Below are 20,295 nucleotides of genomic sequence, written 5' to 3' on the forward strand. Positions count from 1 at the left end.
GGCGCTGGGTGGGCCCGCTGTGGGGCGCCTTCGCCCTGGGCCTGGCCTGGGCCTCGCTCAAGGCCGAGGACAGCGCTTTTGCCGAAGAGGCCGCCGCGCTGCGTTGGCTGGCCGCGGCCCTGGCCCTGGCCACCACCCTGCGCTGGGCCTTCCACGGCCTCGATGGACTCTTCTTCCGCAGCCACACGGTCACGCCCTTCCTCAATTCCGCCTTCGCTGAAGGAGCCCTGGCCGCCGCTGCGTGGTGGTTGTTGACTCGCCGGGGCGGTCCCCTGGGCCTGATCGCCTTCCTGGCCCTCCAGGTCACGGCCAATGTCACGCTGGCCTTCGAGGCTGCGCGGCTGGTCCAGCGGTTCCAGGCGCCCACCCATCTGGGCTATGGTCCCTCCCGCGCCGCCTCCATCGCCATGACGCTGGTCTGGGCACTGTCGGGCGCCTGGCAGTGGATGCGCGGCCTCGGCCAGCGGGACGAGGCCCGCCGGGCCTTGATGATCGCGGGCTATGCATGGATGGGTCTCGCCAGCTTCAAGCTCATCGCCTCGGACCTCGATCGGGCGGACACGCCCCTGCGTGCCCTCGCCTTCCTGGGCGTGGGGGCCATCGGCATGGCCGCGGCCATCCTCGCCAACCGCAAACGCCCTGGCGACGCGTCATGAAGCGCGCCGCCGTCCTGCTGCTTCTGCTCGCCGCCTGCGCCCGGGAAGACCGCGCTTCCCTGCACCGCCGGCCCATCTCGCCCGCGCCCGCCAGTGGCTGGGCACGGCTGCCCCTGGATGCCGCAAGCCAGTTGCAGCTGAAAGGGGCCTGGATCGGGGACGCAGCCGGCCGCAGCATCCCCTTCCTGGAGGCCCGGGAAGGCCTGTGGGAATCCCGGCAACTGCCCCTGGTGGACACGGTCCGAGGCAAGGATGCCGAAGGACGCCCGACTATCGAGTTCTCCCTGAAGCTGCCCGAGGGCTGGCAGGTGGGTGAGCGCGAAGCGCTGCGGCTCGAGCTGGACCTGGAGGGCACAGCCCCCTGGGTGGCCCAGGTGAAGGCCGAGCGGCAGCTCGAGGGCGGCGCCTTCATCACCTACGATCCCGTGTCGCCCCTGCACCTCTACGACCTCTCCCCCTCGGGCAGCCGCCGCAGCCTCGACCTGCCCTGGGACGGCCAGCGCTACCGTCTGACCCTGCTCGCCTCCCAGGGCCAGGCGCCACGCATCCGGGGCATCTCCGTTCGGGCCGAGGCGCGCCCCGAAGCTTTGGAGGCTGAGTTGGCCATGGAGGGCACGCTTCTGCCCGAGCCCGGCAAGCCCGGTACCTGGCGCCTCACCCTTCCGGACGAGGATCGCATCGTGGGCCTGGATCTGGTGCTGGTTCCGCCCGCTGCGCCCCTGCGGCCGGAGATCCGGCTTGGTGAAGGTCGGGAGGACCCTCGGGACCACCCCTGCGGCGACCTGGTGTGGAACCTGCCGGCCCTGAACACAAAGGCCAGCCGCATGGCCCTCGCGCCCGTGCAGGCGAAGACCCTCACCGTCACCCTGCCGGAGGGTGCGACGCCCCTGAGCGTGCGGCTCCTGGTTCGGCGGCAGACGCTGATCTTCCCGGCGGAGTCGGGACAGGCCTACGCCCTGCACCTGGGTGGGGAGGCCAAGCGCGCGCCCGGCAGCCTCGGTGCCCTGCCCTCCATCCGCACCCTGGCCAGTCGCGCCCCGCTCAGCCTCGGCGCCCAGGAGCCAGACGACAAGGGCCTCCCCCGCATCGAAGGCACCGACCAGCGGGTCCGGCCCTGGATGCCATGGGTGGCGGGGCTGGCCCTCCTGGTGCTCGGGTGGGCGGCCCTGCGCCTGCTGCGGCCAGAGGGGACCCGCAACGCCTGAAAGCCCCTACATCAGAACCTCGCTTGGGCCTTCCGGAAGGATGACCAGACGGCCTTCCAGGTCTGCTCCAGCCCCACCTTTTCGTGCTCCCACTCGGATCCGGCAGCGCCCTTCAAGCGCACGACTCGAGCGCTGGCCTCGTTCCTGCAGCGCTGGAGTTCGTCGATGATGCGGTCGAGTTCCAGCCAGGTCCGGGGCTCCCCCCTCCGCGCGCTGGCACGGTACTGGCCAATCAGGGCAGTCCATTCCGCCACCTGGGCCTCGAATCGCTCCAGTTCGGCCCGTCGACCAGCTGGGGAGGTCACCAAAGGGGGAGCCATCGGTTCGGAAGCGCGCATGGACGATCCCTTTCCTCGCGCGGCACTGCCTCGCCGCCCGATCGATGCATCTCAGGACAGCGCCCGACCCGGGCAGGGTCGGTCTCCGCCGAATGGATTCATCTGCGGGAGATGATTTCAAGTCGCATGCCAAGCTGCGCCACGGAGGGCCATACCCGGTATTTCCTTCATGGATCTGGTTTTGAGCAGCTTCGGCCATGGCCCTGGACCGGCCACCTGGCTGGACCCACCGCGCCAGGAGGCGGAATCGTCAAATGTGACGGACGGGCTTCCGCTCAGGGCCTGCGGATACCCTCTTTGCGCATCCGGCCACGGAGGGTGCTCGGGTTGATGCCCAGGATATGGGCCGCGCCGTCGTTCCCCTCGATCCTCCAGTTGGTTTTGCGCAGCACCTGGCTGATGTATTCGCGCTCCAGGTCGACCAGGGGCTTGGTCTCATCCAGCCGGGGGGGTGGCATGGCCGCATGGAAGTGATCCAGCACCTGCAAGGTCGTGCCTTGCGAAACGATCGCGGCTCGCTCGATCACGCTTTCCAGTTCCCGGATGTTGCCAGGCCATAGATGGGCCAGGAGCCGATCCATTGTCTCGTTCGTGACGTTCCGGAGGTTCTTGCCCAGCTTGCGGTTGAACTTCTCCAGGAAGTACTCCACGAGCAGGGGGATGTCCTCCCGCCGGTCGCGCAGGGGGGGGATGGTGATGGGGAAGATGTTCAACCGGTAGAAGAGGTCCTCGCGGAAGCGCCCAAGGCGCATCTCCTCGTACAGGTCGCGGTTGGTGGCCGCGATGATGCGGACGTCCACCTTCACGGTCCTGGAGCTTCCAAGGCGGCTGAATTCACCATCCTGGATTACGTGCAACAACTTCGCCTGCAGCTCGAAGGGCAGGTCGCCGATCTCGTCCAGCAGGATGGTGCCCTTGTCGGCCAGTTCGAATCGGCCCAGCTGTTGGGCGCTGGCACCCGTGAACGCACCCTTCTCCCGCCCGAACAGCTCACTCTCGATGAGGCTGGCGGGAAGCGCGGTGCAATTGACCATGACAAGGGGGCGGTTCCTCCGCAGGCTCCGGCTGTGGATGGCGCGCGCCACCAGCCCCTTGCCCGTGCCCGTCTCCCCGAGCAGCAGTACCGTCGAGTCCTGCGGCGCCACGGCCTCGACCCGGAAAAACACATTTTCCAGACAGCGGCTCTGCCCGATCACTTCCCCGAAGTGGTAGGTGTGGTTGACCTCCTGGAAGGGGTATGCGTCCGCAGCTTGGATACGGTCCTTCAGGGCCTGGATCTCGGCATTGGCCGTATGCAGCGCGTTTTCCGCCTGCCGGCGAAGGTGCTTCTCCTGGGCGAGCAGGGATGGCTGCTCCTCGGCCAGCCTCCCCCAGGTGATGTCCGAGTGGATGCAGACGGCGCCGATGATCTTGCCCTTTACCAGGATGGGCGCCGCCGTCACCTTGAGTGTGAGTTCCTCCTTAGTTTCGGCATGGATGGCCAGCACAACCTCCGTAACCGACTCGCCCTTGAACGCCCGCGTGAGCGGGTGCTCCGCTTCCTGGAGGGGGAGCAGGTTCTTCAACCACCGCAGGAGGAAGCCCTCGCCCCGACGTCCGTAGCGGCTGCGCAGCTCATTGAGAGAGGAGGCCCCCAACATCCGCGCGGCGGCCTTGTTGCACCGCGAGATCCCCTCCCTGGTGAGGATGAGCACTGCGTTCGGCGTGGTGTCCAGGATCGCGTTCATCTCGGTACGCTTCAGGAGCAGCGCGGAAACATGCGCCGAGAAGTGCCTGCGCTTCATCATCTGGATCACGCCGGAACGTTGCCCTGGCCAGGTCCAACCGGGTGGGTGAACGACATAAGAGCCAGCCTGCGTAAGCATTAATGCCTCTACAAATCCGTTGATTACTTACCGGTCATCTTTAAGTGTAGGCCGTTCCCTCCCCTGGCAAACCCACGAATTCCACATTTTTGAATTGGCCCGATGGACGGCGCTCAGGGCGGCCACGGCCCGACCCGTCGCATTTGACGGTTCTGCGCCCTGGCGCGGCGGCGGGCAGCCAGCGTTCGCATCACGGTTGCGTGAAGCCTGCCTCAAGCCCTCTCTTTCAAAACAGATGATGAATCGCAAGGAGCCCAGCATGTTTGGCACGCGACTTGAAACACTATGTGCGGATGCAGTCGTAACTTCTTTTAAATCTTTTTTTGTTACACAACTCATCGCAAGATCGGATGTGCTGAATGCCTAACAAGAAGGCCATGTTGATCGACATCTCCCTCTGTGTGGGGTGCAACGCCTGCCAGGCAGCATGCAAGGAAGAGAATGGGCTCCCACCCCGGGAGGAGAAGAACCTCTCGCTGACGGCCTACACAGCGCTGAACAAGTACAACGACCTCTATGTGCGCCGCATGTGCCAGCACTGCGACGTTCCCACCTGTGTGTCCGTATGCCCCGTTGGCGCCCTCACCAAGTCAAGCGCTGGGCCGGTGTCCTATGATGGCGAAAAATGCATCGGCTGCCGCTACTGCCTCCAGGCCTGTCCGTTTCATGTACCCAAATACGAATGGAGCAGCACCAAGCCCTCCATCCGCAAGTGCAAGTTCTGTCCAGACCGGATTGCCAAGGGCCTACCGACCGCCTGCGCGGAGGCCTGCCCCACCGGAGCGACGATCTTCGGCGACCGCGACGCGCTGCTGGGCGAAGCCACTCGCAGGATCAACGCTGAGCCGGAGAAGTACGTCACCAGGATCTACGGCGACTTGGATGTCGGCGGGACCTCGATGCTTTTTCTGAGCCCGGTGCCCTTCGAGCAGCTGGGCTTCGACTCGCGGTTGGGGAAGCTCCCCATGCCCATGTTGACCATGAGCGCCCTGTCCAAGGTCCCCAATGTGCTCTCCGTGGGCGGCGTCCTCCTGGCGGGCATCTGGTGGATCACCAACCGCCGCAGCGAGGTGCAGGCCCACGAATCTGCATTGAAGAACGGGAAGCACCCGCGGCAGGAGGACGAAGCATGAAAGCCCTGAGACTGCCGCACCTGACCGGATGGCGACCGATTGCCATCACCCTCATCCTGGCGGGCGCCCTCGCAGCTGTGGCGAGGTTCACCCTCGGCCTTGGCGCGACCACCAACCTGAGCGACGAGTTCCCATGGGGGCTGTGGATCGGCTTCGACTTCCTGGGGATCGGCCTGGCCGCCTCCGGGTTCACCATCGTCGCTGCGGTCCACCTGTTTCATGCCGACGAGTACGAGCCCATTGTGCGGCCAGCCATCTTGACCGCCTTCATCGGGTACCTCCTGGTGGTCCTGGTGCTGATCATCGACCTGGGACGGCCAGACCATTTCTGGCATCCCCTCGTGATGTGGAATCCGCACTCAGTCATGTGCGAGATCAGCTGGTGCCTGATGCTCTACACCACGGTGCTGTCGCTGGAGTTCGCCCCTATCATCCTCGAGAAATTCCACATCCACTCCCCCATCAAGTGGATTCACGCCGTCTCACTGCCCTTCATGATCTTTGGCGTGCTTCTGTCGACCTTGCACCAGTCTTCGTTCGGTTCGCTCTACCTGATCGTCCCGAACCGCCTGCATGCACTCTGGTACACGCCCCTGCTTCCGGTCTTGTTCTTCATTTCCTGCATCGCCTCCGGTCTTTCGATGATCGTACTGGAGCTGCTCATCTTCTCCAGAGACGGACGTCCTTTCCTCCCGACACGCCTGCGGGCAAACCTCGCAAAGGGCATCGCCCTGACCCTGGCAGTCTACTTCGTGGTGCGGATCCAGGACCTGCTGTCCAGGGGCGGCCTCCGGGACATGACCACCCTGACCTACTACAGCGTGGCGTTCTGGGCGGAGCTTCTGATCGGCTTCGTGATCCCCTTCGCCTTGCTGCTCTTCGAGCGGGTCCGCACCTCCCACGCAGGTCTGTATGCCGCAAGCCTGATGGTGGTGCTCGGGTTCGCCTTCAACCGGATGAACACCGCCATCACGGGGCTGGAGCAGTACCCGAGCCAGACCTATTTCCCCTCCATCATCGAGATCTTCATCATGCTCGGTGTCACGGCCTGCGGCTTCTGCGCCTTCTCATTCATCGCGGAATACCTGCCCATCTTCCGAGTCGAGGAATCAGGCAACAGTCACCACCAAGAGGCCCTGAGCGGCGAACAAGAACCGCTGGTCGAGTCTCCCGAATGCGAAGAGCTGCGTCCTTCGCAGGTCGGCCCCATCTCCCACGCACCGCTCCACGGAGGTTGAAATGTTCGATCTCGCCAACTGGCAGAACCCAGAAACGCTCATGTTGAATATCACGAACGGCATTCTTGGCCTCGCCACCGTGATGCTGGTGGTCTGGATCTGCGGATCGGCCATCTACGAGCACCTCGCCATCGCCCACAAGACGAACACCAAGCACTGACCCATGGAGCCGTCATGACCGTCCTGCTCGTCACGTTCCTGTTCCTCGCCTTCGTCGGGACGGACCATGTTGTCCGCCTGGCGTCCAGGCGCGCTGCCGCGAGGCGGGCCGACCCCAGGCCTGCGGGCACGCCCCGGGTCGTCCCTCCCAGCTATGCCGAATTGGCCAAGCGGGCCGCCCACTGAGTGCTGACAACCCCGGATCCCAGGGCCCCGCGGCGGCCTCCCGGTCCTCCAGAGGTCACAATTCCGGAAGCGCCTCTCTGGAGGGCGGCTGCTGCCGCAGCTGCACCAGGGCCACGGCGGCCAGGATGACGGTCATGCCCAGGATCTCGCGAACGCCGAAGGCCTCATGCAGGACGAGGCTGCCGAGCAGCACCGCGACCAGCGGATTCAGGTAGGCGTAGGTACCCATCTTGGCGGGGGGCCAGGCCTTGGCCAGGTAGATGTAGGCGGAGAAGGCCAGCAGGGAGCCGAAGAGGGCCAGGTAGCCCACGGCCCAGAGCGCCTTGGCTGTGACCGGCCCCCTCAGGAAGCCTCCCGACATCGGTGCCACGGCCAGACCGATGACAGCGGCGGTGAGCATCTGGATGCCCACGTTGGTCATCAGCCCGCCGCCATGGACAAAGTGCTTGCCGTGCAGGGTGCCCCAGGCCCAGATGAGCGGCGCCGCCACCATGGCCACCAGTCCGCCGGGATGGATGCGCAGGCCACCGCTGGGCCACACCAGCACGGCCACACCCGCGATGCCCAGCGCGATGCCGGCCCAGCCCTTGGGCCCGAGGGGCTCCTTCGCCATCGAGAACACCGCCAGCCACAGCGGCACCAGGGCAGCCAACACGGCCACGAGGCCCGTGGAGACGTGCAGCTCGGCGTAGGACACCAGGGCGTTGGAGCCCCCCAGCAGCAGGGCGCCCACCACCATGAGGTGGACCACCTCGCGCCAGGGCGGCCAGGCTTCCCGGCGCAGCCGCCCCAGGCCCAGCGCCAGCACCGCCGCCACGGAGAAGCGCGCGGCCACCATGCCGTAGGGCGTGAAGGATGCCAGTCCCAGGGCGATGGCGAAGTAGGTGGACCCCCACACCACGGCCACGGTGAGGTAAGCCAGCCAGGCGAGCATCAGCGCGGCACCATGCCGTACTGCCGCTCCACGCGGCAGACCCGCAGCTGGAAGTCCGCGTACCAGCGGTCCCAGCCCAGACGCTGGGCCACGGCGTGGTCGGCTTGGGCTTTCCACGCTGCGACGGCGGCCTCGTCCTCCCAGTAGGACACGGTGATGCCAAAGCCCTCCGCATCCCGAGCGCTCTCCACGCCCAGGAAGCCCGGCTGCTCCCGCGCCAGCTCCACCATGCGCTCGGCCATGGCCCCGTAGCCCAGGTCCCCATCGGTGCGCTGGCTGCTGAAGATCACCGCGAGGTAGGGCGGTTCCGGCGTGGCTACGATCACTTCTTGACCTTCTTCACCGCGCCTTCGATGGGGAAGGGGCTCGGGCCCGCCTTCTCCCAGTGCGTCTCCAGCACCATGGTGGTGCGCGTGGTGACCATGAGCCCCAGCACGCGGATGCGCCGGAGCCGCTCGGCGATGCCAGCGGGCGTGTCCGCCACGATCTTCAGCAGGAGGGCATCATCGCCCGCGATGGTGTGGGCCTCCAGGATGTCTGGTTCCTCCTCCAGGGCCTTGATGAAGCGCTGCTCGATGGCCTCGTTGTTGTCCTTGTAGCGCACGGCCACGAAGGCCACCGTGGGCTTGTTCACGGCGGCGGGCGAGACACGGGCCGCGTAGCCGCCGAGCACCCCATCCGCCTCCAGGCGCTTCACCCGGTCGATGACCGTGGGCCGGCTCACGCCCAAGCGCTCGGCCAGCTCGGCGTGGCTCATGCGGCCGTCCTTCTGGAGCAGGGCCACCAGGCGGCGGTTCAGGTCGTCTTCCATCAGCAGCTTCGCCATGAGGGGCTCCGGACAAGAGGGAACAGGGATCTGATGGACATTATGACAGTGGTTTCAACTGGAAGGATGACAACCCGTCAATGCGCCCCAAGGCGTTAAACTGGGGAAGAGGTAGCCATGGACTTTGCCCGACCCTTCACCGACCAGAGCTTCTTCCTCATCGCGGGGCCCTGCGTCATCGAGAGCCGGGACCACGCCCACCTCATGGCCGGCGCCCTGCGGGACTTGGCCGAAGCCCGGGGCATCCCCTTCATCTACAAATCCAGCTTCGACAAGGCCAACCGCACCAGCGCCAGCAGCCACCGCGGGCCTGGCATGGCGGGCGGCCTGGACATCCTCGCCGAGGTGCGCAGCCGCTACGGCGTGCCGGTGCTGACGGACGTGCATGAGAGCGACCAGTGCGCCCCGGCGGCCCAGGCCGTGGACGTGCTCCAGATCCCCGCCTTCCTCTGCCGCCAGACGGATCTCCTCGTGGCCGCCGCGGGCACGGGCCGCACCGTGAACCTGAAGAAGGGCCAGTTCCTGGCCCCCTGGGACCTGAAGCACGGTGTGGAGAAGCTGCAGTCCGTCCCCGGCCACGGGCCCGTGTGGGTCACCGAGCGGGGCACCACCTTCGGCTACGGCAACCTCGCGGTGGATTTCCAGAGCTTCCCCCACCTGCGCAAGACCGGCTGCCCGGTCATCTTCGACGCCACCCACAGCGTGCAGAAGCCAGGCGCCCTAGGGAACGCCACCGGCGGAGCCCGCGAGATGATCCCCACCCTGGCGCGGGCGGCTGCCACCTGCGTTGACGGCTTCTTCTTCGAGGTGCACGACTGCCCGGAGAAGGCCCACAGCGATGGTCCCAACGCCATGCACCTGGACCGCTTCGGGGACCTGCTCGATCAGCTGCTGGTGCTCTGGCGCGCGGGCCGCGCCGCAGCCCTTCAGGATCCCGCCGGCAAGTAGGGTGGGCGGCATGACCGAGGTCCTGAAGGCAGGGCGGGGTCTGGAGTTGCGCCCGCTCAACCTGCGCGATGCGAGGGTCCTCTTCGTCCTGGTGGAGGCCAACCGCGACCGTCTCAGGCGTTGGCTTCCCTGGCCCGACGCCACGCACCACCCCGACGACATCCGCAGCTTCATCAAGCGCGTCAGGTCCCAGGCACGGGCTGGAACAGGACTCTCCTATGGGTTGTGGTGCCGGGAGCACCTAGTGGGTGTGGCCAGCTTCACCTGGATCGACCGATCCAACGGCAGCGCCGCCATAGGCTACTGGTTGGCGCAGGAGGCCGAGGGCCAAGGCCTGATGACCGCCGCCGTGAAGGCGCTGCTCCGCCATGGCTTCCGGACCCTGCAGCTGAACCGCATCGAGATCCGCGCCGGAGTCCGCAACCACCGCAGCCGCGCCGTTCCCCGCCGGCTGGGCTTCCGCCACGAGGGCACCCTGCGGCAGGTGGAGCGTCTGGGCGGTCGCTTCGTGGATCATGCGGTGTACAGCCTGCTTGCCTCGGAGTGGCAGGGCCGCTAAACCCCGGTATGGGCCACACGGTAGCCACACCATGCGCAAACTCACGCCCCTCCTTCTGCTCTTCGCCCTACCCCTCGCCGCCCAGTCCACGCTGGTCTCGGTGATCCGCCAGCCCCGGGCCACGGCCGCCGAGTTCACCGTGCCCATCACCGAGCTTCGGGTGAAGGAGCGGGGCGAGTTCGCCCACCTCCACCTGGGCGTGGGCCTGGGCGTCCGGCACTGGGACGACGGGGACAACGCCCTGCGCTTTGTGGTGGACGCCAGTGCCACCGCCAACGAGCTGTTCCTTGGCCTCGGCGCCATCGTCGAGGCCCCCCAGGGCGAGGGCGCCTTCTTGGGCCCCCGCCTCCGGGTCGGCTGGGCCTTCCACCCCCGCTGGGTTCTCAGCCTGGAGGGCGAGCACTTGGAGCGGCCCTTCGCCAGCGGGCTCACGCCAAGGCGACGCAGCAACGTGGGCCTGGTGCTGACAGCCAGGTTCTGAATGCGCCGCTTGGGACCTTAGCGCAGCCGGAAAGGCATGGTCAGCTTGAACCGGGCGAACTGAGGCACCCCGTTCAGGAGGGCCGGTTCGAACTCCCAATCCAGTGCATACCGGATGGCGGTCATGAGCAGCTCGGCTGGGCCTTGCAGGGCCTCCGCCCGTGCGGGACGGCCAGTCGGGTCGACGGTGAGCTCGATGACGACCGTCCCCTGGATGCGGCGGGACTTTGCATCCACGGGGTAGGGGGGCGCGGGAGGCTGCCGGCGGACCCTGATCTGGCTGAAGTCGAAGTCCACTGCCGCACCCTTGGCGGTGCCGGAGGGGCTTGGTGGCTGTCCCGGAACCTGGGCTGCGGCGGCCCTTCCCTGCTCGGGCTTCGGCGGAGGCGCTGGCAAGACCACCAGTTCGCGGAGGGACCTCCGCACAGTATGGATCACGCTCTCCTGGTAAGCCCCTTCGCCCCGCTGGGCCAGAATGTGGCTCTGCTGGATGAGTCGCGCAGGCTTCCCGGGCTCATCCGACAGCAGGTCCCGATCACCGAACAGGGATCCCCGCAGCCTAACTTGGTGCATGAAAAGGCCATCAGGGGTGCGAAGGGTCTGGACCTGCAGCTTCAGGTGGAAGGCGAGATCCTGGTTCACCTCAGAGGAGGCGACCTGGATCATGCCGAGTTGGGCGAGCGCGGCCTTGGCTTCGGCCTGGACAAGCACAGCATCCACTGGCACCGAGGTGTTGGATCGGACGTCTTCGAGATCCAGGACAACCTGAGGCGCCTCGACCGAACCTGGAAGGTCCGGCACATCCTTCAGACGAAAGGGGATGCCCACCCGGACCCTCGCGCGGGCGGGCCGGTCGTTGACCACGACCGGATCGAAGTGCCATTCCCGGCAGAGTGCCTCTGCGGCTGGCCGGAGGAGGAATGGGCCATCCTCGACATCGGCGTGCTCCACACTCCCCTTTTCATCGACCGTGAGCCCCAGGACCACCGTGCCCTGGACGCGGGCAATCCGGGCGAGGGGAGGATAGGGTGGCGGCAGGGGGCGATGGCGGAACCGCAGGCTCGAGAATTCCACGTGGGCCAACTCGGCCGCCGGTGGGCTGGTGACCTGACCCAAGCCCCAGGCATGCACGGTCAGGACGAGCAGGATGAGGGCAAGATGGCGCATCGTTTCTCCGATGGGTCGTCCGACGGCGGGATCCTCCGGCATGAACCTCCTTTCGGGTGCGGAAGCTACTCCAGCCCCGCCGCATAGGTCAGGTTCAGCAGGGCCATGGCCCGGGTCACCTTGCCCACGCTGTTCTTGGTGGTGTCCGTGTAGTGGATGCCCCGGCGGACCAGGGCCTCGTAGTCGAAGTTGCCCTCGCCACTCAGGTCGAAGCAGAGGGCGCCGTCCTTGATCCAGTCGGTGTTGATCTGATAGCCCGAGGCCGGCACGGCGCTGACGATGACATCGGCCATGCGGATGAACCCCTCCAGGTGGGCCGGGTTGGTGTTCGCATGACAGAGGATGGGCGTGGCTTTCAGGTTCGCCACCATGGCCGTCAGGGGCCGGCCGATGCGCAGGCTGTCGTTGATAACCAGGACCGTCTTCCCGGTCAGCCAGGCCTCGCCGAAGCCCCGCTTGAGGGTCTTCACGATGGCCCGGGCCGTGCAGGGCGTCATGCAGCGGTGCTGGGTGCCATCATCCATGCGCTTCCGGTACTTGTTCAGGAAGCCGATGTTGATGGCGTGCAGGCCCTCGATGTCCTTGCCGGGATCGACCAGATCCATGACCTCGTCGTCCTTGATCTCCTGGTAGCGCAGGGGGTAGAAGATGAACACGCCGTGGGTCTTCTCGTCCTGGTTGAGGCGGGCCACCAGCTTCACCAGTTGCATGCCGTTCTCCACGCGCAGGTCCGAGGCGTTGATGCCCAGGTCCTCGCAGTCCTTCATGAGCCAGCGCTGATAGGTGAGGCTACCCGTGTCCCCGCTGCCGAGGACGATGGCCAAGCCGGGGGAGAAGCCCAGCTTCTTCACGTTGGAGCGCACCAGCTCGAAGTAGTGGCGGGCGGTTTCCTGGCAGTCGAGCTTTCCCGTTAGGGTGGTGGGCATGCGGCACCTCAATCTTTAGTTTAGAGAATCCTACCGCCCTACCGCCTCCAGCGCCCTCCTATGCTGATGCCATGAGCTTTCCCAAGCCCAAGTCCGACGAACTGCAGCGGCGATTCCGAGCCGCCTATCCGGATGCCCGCTGCGCGCTGGACCATGGGGATCCCTTCCAGCTGGTCGTGGCCACCATCCTCAGCGCCCAGTGCACGGACGCCAGGGTGAACCTCACCACCCCCGCACTCTTCGCCCGGTTCCCGGACGCTGCCAGCCTAGCGGTGGCAGACCTGGAAGCCCTGGAGGGTCTCATCCGCTCCACGGGCTTCTACCACAACAAGGCAAAGAACCTCATCGGCCTGGGGCAGGCTCTGGTGGCGCGGCACGGCGGCGTGGTGCCTTCGGATCCCGCGGCCCTAGGCGCCCTGCCGGGCGTGGGCCAGAAGACCGCCAACGTGGTGCTTGCCAACGCCTTTGGTGTGCCCGCCCTGGCCGTGGACACCCACATCTTCCGCGTGGCCCGACGCCTGGCCCTGTCCAGGGCCACCACACCCGAAAAAGTGGAGGCCGACCTGTGCCGCCGCTTCCCTCGGGAGGACTGGATCGAGCTGCACCACCAGCTCATCTTCCATGGCCGCCGCGTCTGCGATGCCCGCCGCCCCGACTGCGGCGCCTGCACCCTGTTGGAACTCTGCCCCACGGGCCTGGGCAAGGTGAAGGATCCACACCTGGGGGTGAAGCTCCAAGCTTCGGTTCCCGGCCTCCCGACCACCGCCGTCGATCCTCCACCCCCGTACACCCGCAGCTCCCTGCGCATCGTGAGCCTGGTGCCATCGGTCACCGAACTCCTAGTGCAGTGGGGCCTGGCCGCGCAACTCGTGGGCCGGACCCGGTACTGCATCGAGCCGCGCTGGATCCGCAACTCCGTGCCCACGGTCGGCGGCACCAAGGATCCGGACCTCGGCCGCATCCGCGACCTGGCGCCGGACCTGGTAATCCTCGAGCGCGACGAGAATCCGAAGGAAGTAGCCGAGGCCCTGACGGCCCTGGGCCTCCCCTGGCTGGCCCTCGAGATCCGCACCGTGAAGGACTGCGCTGCGGCGTTCCGCCTGCTCGGCGAGAGGCTGGGTATGACGGAAATCGCCGAGCTGCGCGCGACCGCCCTGGAGACCGCCCTGAAGGGTCGCCGCCGGAAGGGCCCCCGCACCCTGGCCCTGATCTGGAGGGAGCCCTGGATGAGCGCTGGCCCCGACACCTACGTGGGCGACCTCCTGCGCCAGGGTGGCCTCACACCCATCGGCCCCGACCGCTACCCGGTGCTGTCCGAGGAGGACCTGGAAGCCCTTGCGCCCCAGCTCCTCCTGCTGCCCAGTGAACCCTACCGCTTCAACCGCCGGCATCAGGCCGAGTTGCAGAAGCGCCTTCCCGCCGCCGAGGTGAGGCTCGTGGATGGCCGGGCCCTCACCTGGTATCTCAGCCGGACGGAGGAAGGCTTGGCGCTGGTTCGAGCGCGCTAGCGGAGGATGAAGCGGAAGGTCATGTCGAAGGTCGCGTCCACTTTCCGCCCCCGGAAGATCCCGCGGCCGAAACGCCAGCGCTTCACGGCCCGCATCGTCTCAGCCTGGAGGGCATCGGGACCCTCCTGCAGCTCGGTGCGGATGGGGATGCCCTTCTCGTTGATGGTGACCCGCACCACCACGTCGCCCTGGATCCTCCCCCACTCGGCCAGCAGCGGGTAGGAGGGGATCTCTTCGTGGATCACCTCCAGATCGCGCAGATCCAACTCGGGGTTCAGGCCCGGAACGGCGCGGAACATGGCACGACCTGATCCCTTGGCGATGCCCCTCCCATCCCCGCGGCCCAAGCCCGTCCCGTGACCCACCCCATCCGGTATGGCGGGACTAGGTTCCGCCGGCATGGGGGCGGCCTGCGGAGGCTCCGGCAGGTCACGTGAGCGGTCCTCCATCGGCACGATCAGGTCGGAGAGGTTCGGATCCGGGATGAGGGTGAGCGCACGGACCGCCTGTTCCGGGGAGGAGGCACCGCCCTGGATCGAGGGGGCCAGGCTTAGCGGGGCCGGGGCCGAAGGTTCCTCGAAAAGGAGCGTCATCGTCTGCCGCGGCACCTGATGGAGCGGCCCAGCCCCCGCCGGCCGGATCCATGGCCAGGCCAGCAGCAGCAGGCCAGCGTAGACATTCAGGGTCACTAGGGCGCTGAGCCGCCGGGGCCTCGGAGGCGCAGCCCGGAAGATGGCCGCAGGCTGAAGGGTGGGGGGAAGGTCCAGAACGCCGCCCTCCAGGGCAGGAACGCTGCCCGCCTTGAGGGAAGGGGGTGGACTGGTGGCGGTCAGGAGCACAGCTGATTTCCAGGGACTTGGATTCCATAGGATAGACACTCCCCGGCGAAGGGCGGGCAAGGCTGGCCCCTGACTGGAGAACTCGCTAGGCTGGGGGTCCATTCCCTGCCAAGAGGTCGACGATGCCACGATGCTTGATCCCCAGCCTGATCCTGGCCGTTTCCGGCCTGGCCCTGACCGCCCAGGGCATCTTCACCAATGCCAACAGCGCCAGCGACACCATCTGTCCCAGGGTGATGCAAGACAAGACCGAACTGAACTACAAGAGCCAGTACGGTCGCAATTCGGCGGACGCCTCCCATACCCTCTACACCCAGAAGGGGAACTGGTTCTTCCCCCCGGCCGAGCGCAAGGACGTCTCCGCGTTCGCAGCGTATGACGAGAAGGCCAAGGGCACCTCCATCTCAAGCCTGAAGGGCAAGGTGGTGCTCGTGGGCCTCTGGAGCAAGAACTGCGAGCCTTCGGCCAAGATGCTCATGGAATTCGCTGCCCTCTATCCCAAGCGGGGCCAGTTCGGGTTCGACATCCTGGCCATCAACTTCGACGAGAATCAGCAGGACGGAGGCGGCATTGAGGGTGGCTGGCGGGCCATCAACAAGTTCATGAACCGGAACCGCCAGTTCTTTGAGGTCAGCAAGATGCCGGTATTCACGCCCGGCCTCGGCAAGGAGGGGCCCTCCAACTTCATGGACATGGTCTACTCCGTGCCGGTGCTGTTCGTAGTGGACCGGCAGGGAAAGCTCGCCGAGCTTCACATCGGCTACAAGGATGGCTACGTCGGTGAGGCCATTCAGCGGGCCTTGAGGGAGAGGCCACAGCCTGTGGCCCCGCCGGCCCCGGCACCCGAACCCCCGAAGCCCGTCCAGCAGTAGCCTCAACTTCCGATGTATTCTGTCCGCCGAGGCCTTGACGCCTCCTGGAGGATTCATGCCCCTGCCCCTCATCTGCCTGATGACGGCCCTGCCCATGCTGCAGGCCCCCGCCCCGGCCAGCGAGGCCCAGGCCATCCTTGATGCGGCCCGCGCCAAGGCCAAGTCGGTGATGGAAGCCCGCAGCGCCCACATCCAGGCGGGGAAGAACACCAAGGACTTCCGCGGCGACTGCACGAAGGACCTGGCAGACCTGGAGGCCCGACTCACATCTGAAAAGCGGCCCGAGGTGCGCCAGGCGCTACTGGTGAGCAAGCTCTACCACCTGCAGCTGGCCAAGCTTGACCGGACCCCCGCCTTCATCGACCAGGTGCAGAAGGAGGTTCCGGCCACGTCCACCGTCTGGAGCCTGGAGACCGCCCTGGTCCTCGAGCTGGCCGACGAGAACGCCAAGGGCTGGGGGCCCTACGTGACCGAGGCCCGCGCGAAGCATCCGGACCCCGCCATCCGCCGCCACCTGCTCTTCGAATACTTCTGGGACCGGCTGGATGCGAAGGATGAAGCCGCCTGGAAGTCTGCCTACGACATTCTCCAGTCCGAGTTCGGTGACACGCGGCAGGCCAAGCAGGCCAAGGAGCTCCTCGAGGCCGAGCAGAAGACCGCCATCGGCCGGCCCGCGCCCGCATTCAGCCTGAAGGCCCTCGGCGACGCCAAGACCACCTACACCCTGGACAGCTTCAAGGGGCGCTACCTGCTCGTGGACTTCTGGGCCACCTGGTGCGGCCCCTGCCGCGTGGAGATGCCCTCCCTGCACGCTGCCTGGGCCAAGTTCAAGGCCAAGCCCTTCGACATCCTCTCCCTCTCCTTCGACCGCAAGGTTGAGCACATCGCGCCCTTCCGCGCCCAGGCCGCCACGCCCATGCCCTGGAAGCACGCCTTCATCGAGAACGGCTTCCAGAACCCCCTCAGCGACGCCTACGGCGTGAAGGGCATCCCTAAGCCCCTGCTCATCGGACCCGATGGGAAGATCGTGGCCAGCGGCGGCGACCTGCGCGGCGCCAACCTGGAGAAGACCCTGGAGAAGTTTCTGGGGAAGTAGTCGCCTCAGGGTTCCCTGACAAAGGGCCCGCGTTCGCGGGCTCTTGTCATTTGCCTTCCAGCCACGCCTGCATCCTCGCGGGTTTCTCGAAGCCCAGGAGGCGGCGCAGCTCGCGGCCCTCGGCATCCAGCAGGATCACCGTCGGGTAGCTTCGGATCTGCAGCTTGGCCGCCAGGTCCTTGCGCTTGGCGTCGGTGTCGATGCGGACGGCCACGGAGTTCTGGGCGATCCACTGCCTCACGCCCGCATCGGGCCAGGTCTTCTCGTCCAGTTCCTTGCACTGGGCACACCACTCCGCGTAGATGTCCACTAGCACGAGCTTCCGGTCGGCCTTGGCCTTCACCAGCGCCCCTTCCAGATCCTGCTCCAACCAGCCGGCGTGGGCCTCCTTCACGGCCGCAGGCGCGCCGCCCCGGGGCAGCAGGTCCACCTGGAGGAAGTCCTCCACCGCGCGCACCGCGAGCAGAACGCCGAGGGCCAGCATGAGGACCGCCAGCCCCTTGCGGAACTGCCCCACCAGATCATCCGCCGCCTCGAAGAGGCCGAAGACCGCCGCGCCCGTCAGCATCACGATGGTCCAGAGGGTGAAGTTGCCCCAGGCCGGCACGAGGAGGCGCACGTTCCAGGCCGCGAAGCCCAGCACCAGCAGGCCCATGATCTGCTTGAAGCGCGTGAGCCACTCCCCGCTCTTGGGCAGCCCCGCGGAGAAGGTGCCCACGGCCATGAACAGGACGCCCATGCCAAGAGAGAACACGAAGAGTTGGAGGCCGCCGAGGAAGACCTCGCCCCGCTGGGCGATGCCGATGAGGACGGTGCCGATCACGGGGCCCACGCAGGGCGCCGACAGGGGACCCAGGACCATGCCCATGAGGAAGGCGCCGCCAAGCCCCTTGCGAGAGCCGTCCCCCTGCAGCTTCATCGCCAGGCTGGGCGGCAGGGAGATCTCGAAGGCACCGAAGAGGGACAGGGCGAAGGCAGCGAAGATGAGGGACACGGGAATCAGGAAGGCGGGCTTCTGGGCGAAGGCCCCGAAGGCGGCCCCGCTCTTGGCAGCCAGCACACCGAGCGTCGTGTAGGTCACGGCCATGCCCAGCACCAGGGCGAGGGACAGCAGGAAGCCCCGGGCCTTGCCGCTGCCCTTGGCCCCAACGATGGCCATGGTGATGGGGATCATCGGATAGACGCAGGGCGTCAGCGAGGCCCCCATGCCGAAGAAGAAGACGATGGCCAGGGACAGGAGCAGCCCCGTGCGAGCGGGTGTAGCCGGGGCATCCGGCCTCGAAGTCGACGCTGCGGCAGGCACTGCGGAAGCATCCGTCTTAGGCCCATCCAAGGCTTTGTCTGCGGGCAGAACCGCAGGTTTGGCCGCCGGCGCGGCCACCGGAATCTCCCCCGCCTTCACCTCCAGCGGCCGGGTGGTCGGCGGGAAGCAGACGCCACCCTCGCCCTCGGTGCAGGGCTGGTAGGTCACCTGCAACGTGACGGTGCCGGACAGGCCCTCGCCGCTCACGGGCACCTTCACGGTGCCGTGCCAGATGCCGTCGCCGACTTCGTCCTTGGCGGTGGTGGGGGGCAGCTTGCCCATCTTCAGCGTGCCGGGGCCGGCCTTCTTCGTGACCTCCATGAAGGAGGCCTTCAGGTGCACGCCTGTGGGCACCCCTACCACCACGGCCCCTTTCTGGAAGACCAGGGTCACGTCCTTCTTGGGATCGAAGGAGGGATCTGCCCTTTGGGCCAGGGCTGGCAGGGCCAGGCAGAGGCTCAGGAAGATCGGTGTCACCAGGCGCATGGAAGCTCCAGACCAGAATCCACCATGGTAGCGCCCCGGACGTTCCTCCCCGGTGGCAGGTCCCGGTAGCCTGTAGGTATGCCGCTGCCCTTCGCCTATCCCTGGTATGTCCCCCTCGTCGCCCGCCTGAAGGCCCACCTGGCCGCCGAGCCCGCCCCCCGGGACGCGGCCCACGACCTGGGCCACATCCTCCGCACGGCCACCCTGGCCCAGACCCTGGCCCAGGCGGAGGGCGCGGACCAGGAGGTCTGCCTGGCGGCGGCCCTGCTCCACGACCTGGTCTATCGCCCCAAGAATCACCCGGAGTCCTCCAAGACGGCCCAGATGGCCGCGGAGCTGGTGCCCCTCTGGTGCCGCGAAACCCCGGGCCTGGAGGACAAGGCGGAGGCTGTGGCCTCGGCGGTGGCCAGCCACAGCTGGAGCGGCGGCGGCACGCCCCTCAGCCTGGAGGCGGCGGTAGTGCAGGATGCGGACCGGCTGGAGGCCCTGGGGGCCATCGGCGTGGCCCGGGTCTTCGCCACGGGGGGCAGTTTCAACGCAGGCCTCTGGCACCCCCTGGATCCCTTCGCCCGGAACCGGGACCTGAACGACAAGGCCTGGACCCTGGATCACTTCGAGAAGAAGCTCCTGAAGCTCCCGGGGCTCATGAAGACCGCGACCGGGCGCCGGCTGGCGGAACCCCGCCTGAGCACCATGGAGGCCTATTTGCAGGCCCTGCGCATCGAGATCGATGTGGAGTTCCGGGGAAATTAGGAACCGGGACGGAATGGATATACTTCTCCATGTCCTTCACCCTCTCCCTCCGGCGCCCCTTCGTGGCCGACCATTTCCACGACCTGCCGGGCTTCCAGGAGGATCGCCACGGGCACAACTGGGAGGTGGAGGCGGCCGTGGAGCTCGCCCGGGAGGCCGATGAGTCGGCCTTCGCCGCAGCCCTGGAGGCCTGGGTGCGCCAGGTGGACTACCGGCTGCTGAACGAGCTGCCCGCCCTGGCCGGCCGCAACCCCACGGCGGAAGCCCTGGCGGAGTGGGCCCTGCGGGAGCTGCAGGCCTCGGCCCTCCGGCCCCAGTGGGTGAAGATCCGGGAGAAGGCCAACTACTGGGCCCTCTGCCGCGCCGGTGTGGACCGATGAGGACACGTCTTGGGGCGGTCCTGCTGCTGGTCCTAGCGGCCTGCGGCCGCTCCGACCAGTCCGGGCAGGTGCCGCCGCCGTTGCCGACCGCCTCGTCGCCCTCCGTAGGCGAGTGGACTTGGCACCCCATCGGCGGCCTGGCCGTGGTGGAGGGCGAGGTCTCCGAACCCACCGACTTGGTCCTGGAGGGGCGCTCCATCCGGGAACGGCGCTATGCCGAGATCGGCCCGGTGCGGTGGGAGTTCTTCCGTCCACCCGATGGCGAGACGGCCATCCTGCGGACGGCCGAGGGGAGGGAGCTGGCCCGCTTCACCTTCTCCCTGGCGCCCCGCCCCCGGCCAGCACCCGCCGCCCCACGCCTGGCCCGGAAGCCACCCCCGTCTCCACCCGCGCCTGCTCCTCCCACCACTGCGCCACCCTCCACACCGGCCCCGAAGG

22 protein-coding genes and 2 pseudogenes are annotated in these 20,295 nt (G+C 67.2%); 15 read left to right on the forward strand and 9 right to left on the reverse strand.

The genetic code is table 11. From position 1 onward, the window contains the following. Positions 1–656, forward strand: a pseudogene (locus WAS25_RS13405) (hypothetical protein); the annotation flags it as partial. After that, positions 653–1,861, forward strand: a complete 1,209-nt coding sequence (locus WAS25_RS13410; protein WP_422312933.1) for a hypothetical protein — start codon at positions 653–655, stop codon at positions 1,859–1,861. The pseudogene WAS25_RS13405 and the gene WAS25_RS13410, both read left to right, overlap by 4 nt. Positions 1,862–1,872: 11 nt before the next feature. Here the strand turns inward: WAS25_RS13410 and WAS25_RS13415 are convergent, their stop codons facing one another. Next, positions 1,873–2,199, reverse strand: a complete 327-nt coding sequence (locus WAS25_RS13415; protein ID WP_422312935.1) for a hypothetical protein — start codon at positions 2,197–2,199, stop codon at positions 1,873–1,875. A 275-nt stretch (positions 2,200–2,474) separates the two neighbouring features. Continuing rightward, the gene (locus WAS25_RS13420; RefSeq protein ID WP_422312937.1) at positions 2,475–3,986 is read right to left on the reverse strand and encodes a sigma-54 interaction domain-containing protein; all 1,512 of its coding nucleotides are present in this window, start codon (positions 3,984–3,986) and stop codon (positions 2,475–2,477) included. 437 nt (positions 3,987–4,423) lie between these two features. Here WAS25_RS13420 and WAS25_RS13425 point away from each other — a divergent pair, with 437 nt between their 5' ends. From WAS25_RS13425 to WAS25_RS13440, 4 genes are read left to right on the forward strand one after another with little or no spacing between them, the layout of a single operon-like run. Beyond that, positions 4,424–5,197 carry a 4Fe-4S dicluster domain-containing protein gene (locus WAS25_RS13425; protein WP_422312939.1) on the forward strand — a complete coding sequence of 258 codons (774 nt, stop codon included), beginning with the start codon at positions 4,424–4,426 and terminating at the stop codon, positions 5,195–5,197. Further along, positions 5,194–6,435, forward strand: coding sequence for an NrfD/PsrC family molybdoenzyme membrane anchor subunit (gene nrfD / locus WAS25_RS13430; RefSeq protein ID WP_422312941.1), 1,242 nt, complete (start codon positions 5,194–5,196; stop codon positions 6,433–6,435). The genes WAS25_RS13425 and nrfD overlap by 4 nt, the downstream gene beginning before the upstream one ends. A 1-nt stretch (position 6,436) precedes the next feature. Beyond that, positions 6,437–6,595 (forward strand): hypothetical protein, encoded by a 159-nt coding sequence (locus tag WAS25_RS13435; protein WP_422312943.1) that lies wholly within the window; start codon positions 6,437–6,439, stop codon positions 6,593–6,595. A 14-nt stretch (positions 6,596–6,609) separates the two neighbouring features. Beyond that, entirely contained in the window at positions 6,610–6,780 is a 171-nt protein-coding gene (locus tag WAS25_RS13440; protein WP_422312945.1) for a hypothetical protein, read from the forward strand. Positions 6,781–6,835: 55 nt separating this feature from the next. Here WAS25_RS13440 and WAS25_RS13445 read toward each other — a convergent pair whose 3' ends face one another. From WAS25_RS13445 to WAS25_RS13455, 3 genes are read right to left on the reverse strand one after another with little or no spacing between them, the layout of a single operon-like run. Further along, a complete protein-coding gene (locus WAS25_RS13445) occupies positions 6,836–7,714 on the reverse strand; it encodes an EamA family transporter (RefSeq protein WP_422312947.1) in 879 nt (292 codons plus the stop codon). Then, positions 7,714–8,040: an antibiotic biosynthesis monooxygenase family protein gene (locus WAS25_RS13450; protein ID WP_422312949.1), complete on the reverse strand. Its 327-nt coding sequence runs from the start codon at positions 8,038–8,040 to the stop codon at positions 7,714–7,716. Before WAS25_RS13450 ends, WAS25_RS13445 begins: the two co-directional genes overlap by 1 nt. After that, on the reverse strand, positions 8,037–8,540 hold the full coding sequence (locus WAS25_RS13455; RefSeq protein WP_422312951.1) for an Lrp/AsnC family transcriptional regulator: 504 nt from the start codon (positions 8,538–8,540) through the stop codon (positions 8,037–8,039). Before WAS25_RS13455 ends, WAS25_RS13450 begins: the two co-directional genes overlap by 4 nt. A gap of 117 nt (positions 8,541–8,657) precedes the next feature. On the opposite strand from WAS25_RS13455, the gene kdsA reads away from it, so the two are divergent. Genes kdsA through WAS25_RS13470 form a run of 3 tightly spaced genes read left to right on the forward strand, consistent with a single transcriptional unit; the run spans position 8,658 to position 10,528 of the window. Further along, positions 8,658–9,488: a 3-deoxy-8-phosphooctulonate synthase gene (gene kdsA / locus WAS25_RS13460; protein WP_422312953.1), complete on the forward strand. Its 831-nt coding sequence runs from the start codon at positions 8,658–8,660 to the stop codon at positions 9,486–9,488. A 10-nt stretch (positions 9,489–9,498) separates the two neighbouring features. Next, positions 9,499–10,047, forward strand: coding sequence for a GNAT family N-acetyltransferase (locus WAS25_RS13465; RefSeq protein WP_422312955.1), 549 nt, complete (start codon positions 9,499–9,501; stop codon positions 10,045–10,047). A gap of 31 nt (positions 10,048–10,078) precedes the next feature. Continuing rightward, entirely contained in the window at positions 10,079–10,528 is a 450-nt protein-coding gene (locus WAS25_RS13470) for a hypothetical protein (RefSeq protein WP_422312957.1), read from the forward strand. 17 nt (positions 10,529–10,545) lie between these two features. Here the strand turns inward: WAS25_RS13470 and WAS25_RS13475 are convergent, their stop codons facing one another. Together WAS25_RS13475 and WAS25_RS13480 are read right to left on the reverse strand one after the other, a co-directional pair. Next, complete coding sequence (locus tag WAS25_RS13475) at positions 10,546–11,694, reverse strand: energy transducer TonB (RefSeq protein WP_422312959.1); 1,149 nt, start codon at positions 11,692–11,694, stop codon at positions 10,546–10,548. A 65-nt stretch (positions 11,695–11,759) separates the two neighbouring features. After that, the gene (locus WAS25_RS13480; protein WP_422312961.1) at positions 11,760–12,620 is read right to left on the reverse strand and encodes a tetrahydrofolate dehydrogenase/cyclohydrolase catalytic domain-containing protein; all 861 of its coding nucleotides are present in this window, start codon (positions 12,618–12,620) and stop codon (positions 11,760–11,762) included. 71 nt (positions 12,621–12,691) lie between these two features. Between WAS25_RS13480 and nth the strand changes: the two genes are divergently transcribed. Further along, on the forward strand, positions 12,692–14,128 hold the full coding sequence (gene nth / locus WAS25_RS13485; RefSeq protein ID WP_422312963.1) for an endonuclease III: 1,437 nt from the start codon (positions 12,692–12,694) through the stop codon (positions 14,126–14,128). Here the strand turns inward: nth and WAS25_RS13490 are convergent. Then, positions 14,125–14,967 (reverse strand): energy transducer TonB, encoded by an 843-nt coding sequence (locus WAS25_RS13490; RefSeq protein ID WP_422312965.1) that lies wholly within the window; start codon positions 14,965–14,967, stop codon positions 14,125–14,127. The two genes, nth and WAS25_RS13490, sit on opposite strands and share 4 nt — an antisense overlap. Before the next feature lie 122 nt (positions 14,968–15,089). Here WAS25_RS13490 and WAS25_RS13495 point away from each other — a divergent pair, with 122 nt between their 5' ends. Beyond that, positions 15,090–15,839 carry a TlpA family protein disulfide reductase gene (locus WAS25_RS13495; protein WP_422312967.1) on the forward strand — a complete coding sequence of 250 codons (750 nt, stop codon included), beginning with the start codon at positions 15,090–15,092 and terminating at the stop codon, positions 15,837–15,839. A gap of 55 nt (positions 15,840–15,894) precedes the next feature. Further along, positions 15,895–16,935 carry a TlpA family protein disulfide reductase gene (locus WAS25_RS13500; protein WP_422312969.1) on the forward strand — a complete coding sequence of 347 codons (1,041 nt, stop codon included), beginning with the start codon at positions 15,895–15,897 and terminating at the stop codon, positions 16,933–16,935. A 46-nt stretch (positions 16,936–16,981) separates the two neighbouring features. Here the strand turns inward: WAS25_RS13500 and WAS25_RS13505 are convergent, their stop codons facing one another. Further along, on the reverse strand, positions 16,982–18,724 hold the full coding sequence (locus WAS25_RS13505; RefSeq protein ID WP_422312971.1) for a cytochrome c biogenesis protein CcdA: 1,743 nt from the start codon (positions 18,722–18,724) through the stop codon (positions 16,982–16,984). A gap of 78 nt (positions 18,725–18,802) precedes the next feature. On the opposite strand from WAS25_RS13505, the gene WAS25_RS13510 reads away from it, so the two are divergent. From WAS25_RS13510 to WAS25_RS13520, 3 genes and pseudogenes are all read left to right on the forward strand, one after another. Beyond that, complete coding sequence (locus tag WAS25_RS13510) at positions 18,803–19,477, forward strand: HD domain-containing protein (protein ID WP_422312973.1); 675 nt, start codon at positions 18,803–18,805, stop codon at positions 19,475–19,477. 29 nt (positions 19,478–19,506) lie between these two features. Then, a complete protein-coding gene (locus WAS25_RS13515) occupies positions 19,507–19,857 on the forward strand; it encodes a 6-pyruvoyl trahydropterin synthase family protein (protein ID WP_422312975.1) in 351 nt (116 codons plus the stop codon). Continuing rightward, a pseudogene (locus tag WAS25_RS13520) lies at positions 19,854–20,295 on the forward strand (hypothetical protein); the annotation flags it as partial. The gene WAS25_RS13515 and the pseudogene WAS25_RS13520, both read left to right, overlap by 4 nt.

It is taken from the genome of Geothrix sp. (genome assembly GCF_049292215.1).
In the GTDB taxonomy this organism is placed as follows: Bacteria; Acidobacteriota; Holophagae; order Holophagales; family Holophagaceae; genus Geothrix.

Bases quoted from the DNA above. Each gene is read 5' to 3' on its own strand.
- WAS25_RS13420 (WP_422312937.1), bottom strand. From the start codon at position 3,986: ATGATGAAGCGCAGGCACTTCTCGGCGCATGTTTCCGCGCTGCTCCTG.
- WAS25_RS13510 (WP_422312973.1), top strand. From the start codon at position 18,803: ATGCCGCTGCCCTTCGCCTATCCCTGGTATGTCCCCCTCGTCGCCCGC.
- WAS25_RS13480 (WP_422312961.1), bottom strand. From the start codon at position 12,620: ATGCCCACCACCCTAACGGGAAAGCTCGACTGCCAGGAAACCGCCCGC.
- kdsA (WP_422312953.1), top strand. From the start codon at position 8,658: ATGGACTTTGCCCGACCCTTCACCGACCAGAGCTTCTTCCTCATCGCG.
- WAS25_RS13470 (WP_422312957.1), top strand. From the start codon at position 10,079: ATGCGCAAACTCACGCCCCTCCTTCTGCTCTTCGCCCTACCCCTCGCC.
- WAS25_RS13495 (WP_422312967.1), top strand. From the start codon at position 15,090: ATGCCACGATGCTTGATCCCCAGCCTGATCCTGGCCGTTTCCGGCCTG.
- WAS25_RS13440 (WP_422312945.1), top strand. From the start codon at position 6,610: ATGACCGTCCTGCTCGTCACGTTCCTGTTCCTCGCCTTCGTCGGGACG.
- WAS25_RS13445 (WP_422312947.1), bottom strand. From the start codon at position 7,714: ATGCTCGCCTGGCTGGCTTACCTCACCGTGGCCGTGGTGTGGGGGTCC.
- WAS25_RS13475 (WP_422312959.1), bottom strand. From the start codon at position 11,694: ATGCGCCATCTTGCCCTCATCCTGCTCGTCCTGACCGTGCATGCCTGG.
- nrfD (WP_422312941.1), top strand. From the start codon at position 5,194: ATGAAAGCCCTGAGACTGCCGCACCTGACCGGATGGCGACCGATTGCC.
- WAS25_RS13455 (WP_422312951.1), bottom strand. From the start codon at position 8,540: ATGGCGAAGCTGCTGATGGAAGACGACCTGAACCGCCGCCTGGTGGCC.
- WAS25_RS13515 (WP_422312975.1), top strand. From the start codon at position 19,507: ATGTCCTTCACCCTCTCCCTCCGGCGCCCCTTCGTGGCCGACCATTTC.
- WAS25_RS13415 (WP_422312935.1), bottom strand. From the start codon at position 2,199: ATGCGCGCTTCCGAACCGATGGCTCCCCCTTTGGTGACCTCCCCAGCT.
- WAS25_RS13410 (WP_422312933.1), top strand. From the start codon at position 653: ATGAAGCGCGCCGCCGTCCTGCTGCTTCTGCTCGCCGCCTGCGCCCGG.
- WAS25_RS13505 (WP_422312971.1), bottom strand. From the start codon at position 18,724: ATGCGCCTGGTGACACCGATCTTCCTGAGCCTCTGCCTGGCCCTGCCA.
- WAS25_RS13425 (WP_422312939.1), top strand. From the start codon at position 4,424: ATGCCTAACAAGAAGGCCATGTTGATCGACATCTCCCTCTGTGTGGGG.
- WAS25_RS13465 (WP_422312955.1), top strand. From the start codon at position 9,499: ATGACCGAGGTCCTGAAGGCAGGGCGGGGTCTGGAGTTGCGCCCGCTC.
- WAS25_RS13500 (WP_422312969.1), top strand. From the start codon at position 15,895: ATGCCCCTGCCCCTCATCTGCCTGATGACGGCCCTGCCCATGCTGCAG.
- WAS25_RS13435 (WP_422312943.1), top strand. From the start codon at position 6,437: ATGTTCGATCTCGCCAACTGGCAGAACCCAGAAACGCTCATGTTGAAT.
- nth (WP_422312963.1), top strand. From the start codon at position 12,692: ATGAGCTTTCCCAAGCCCAAGTCCGACGAACTGCAGCGGCGATTCCGA.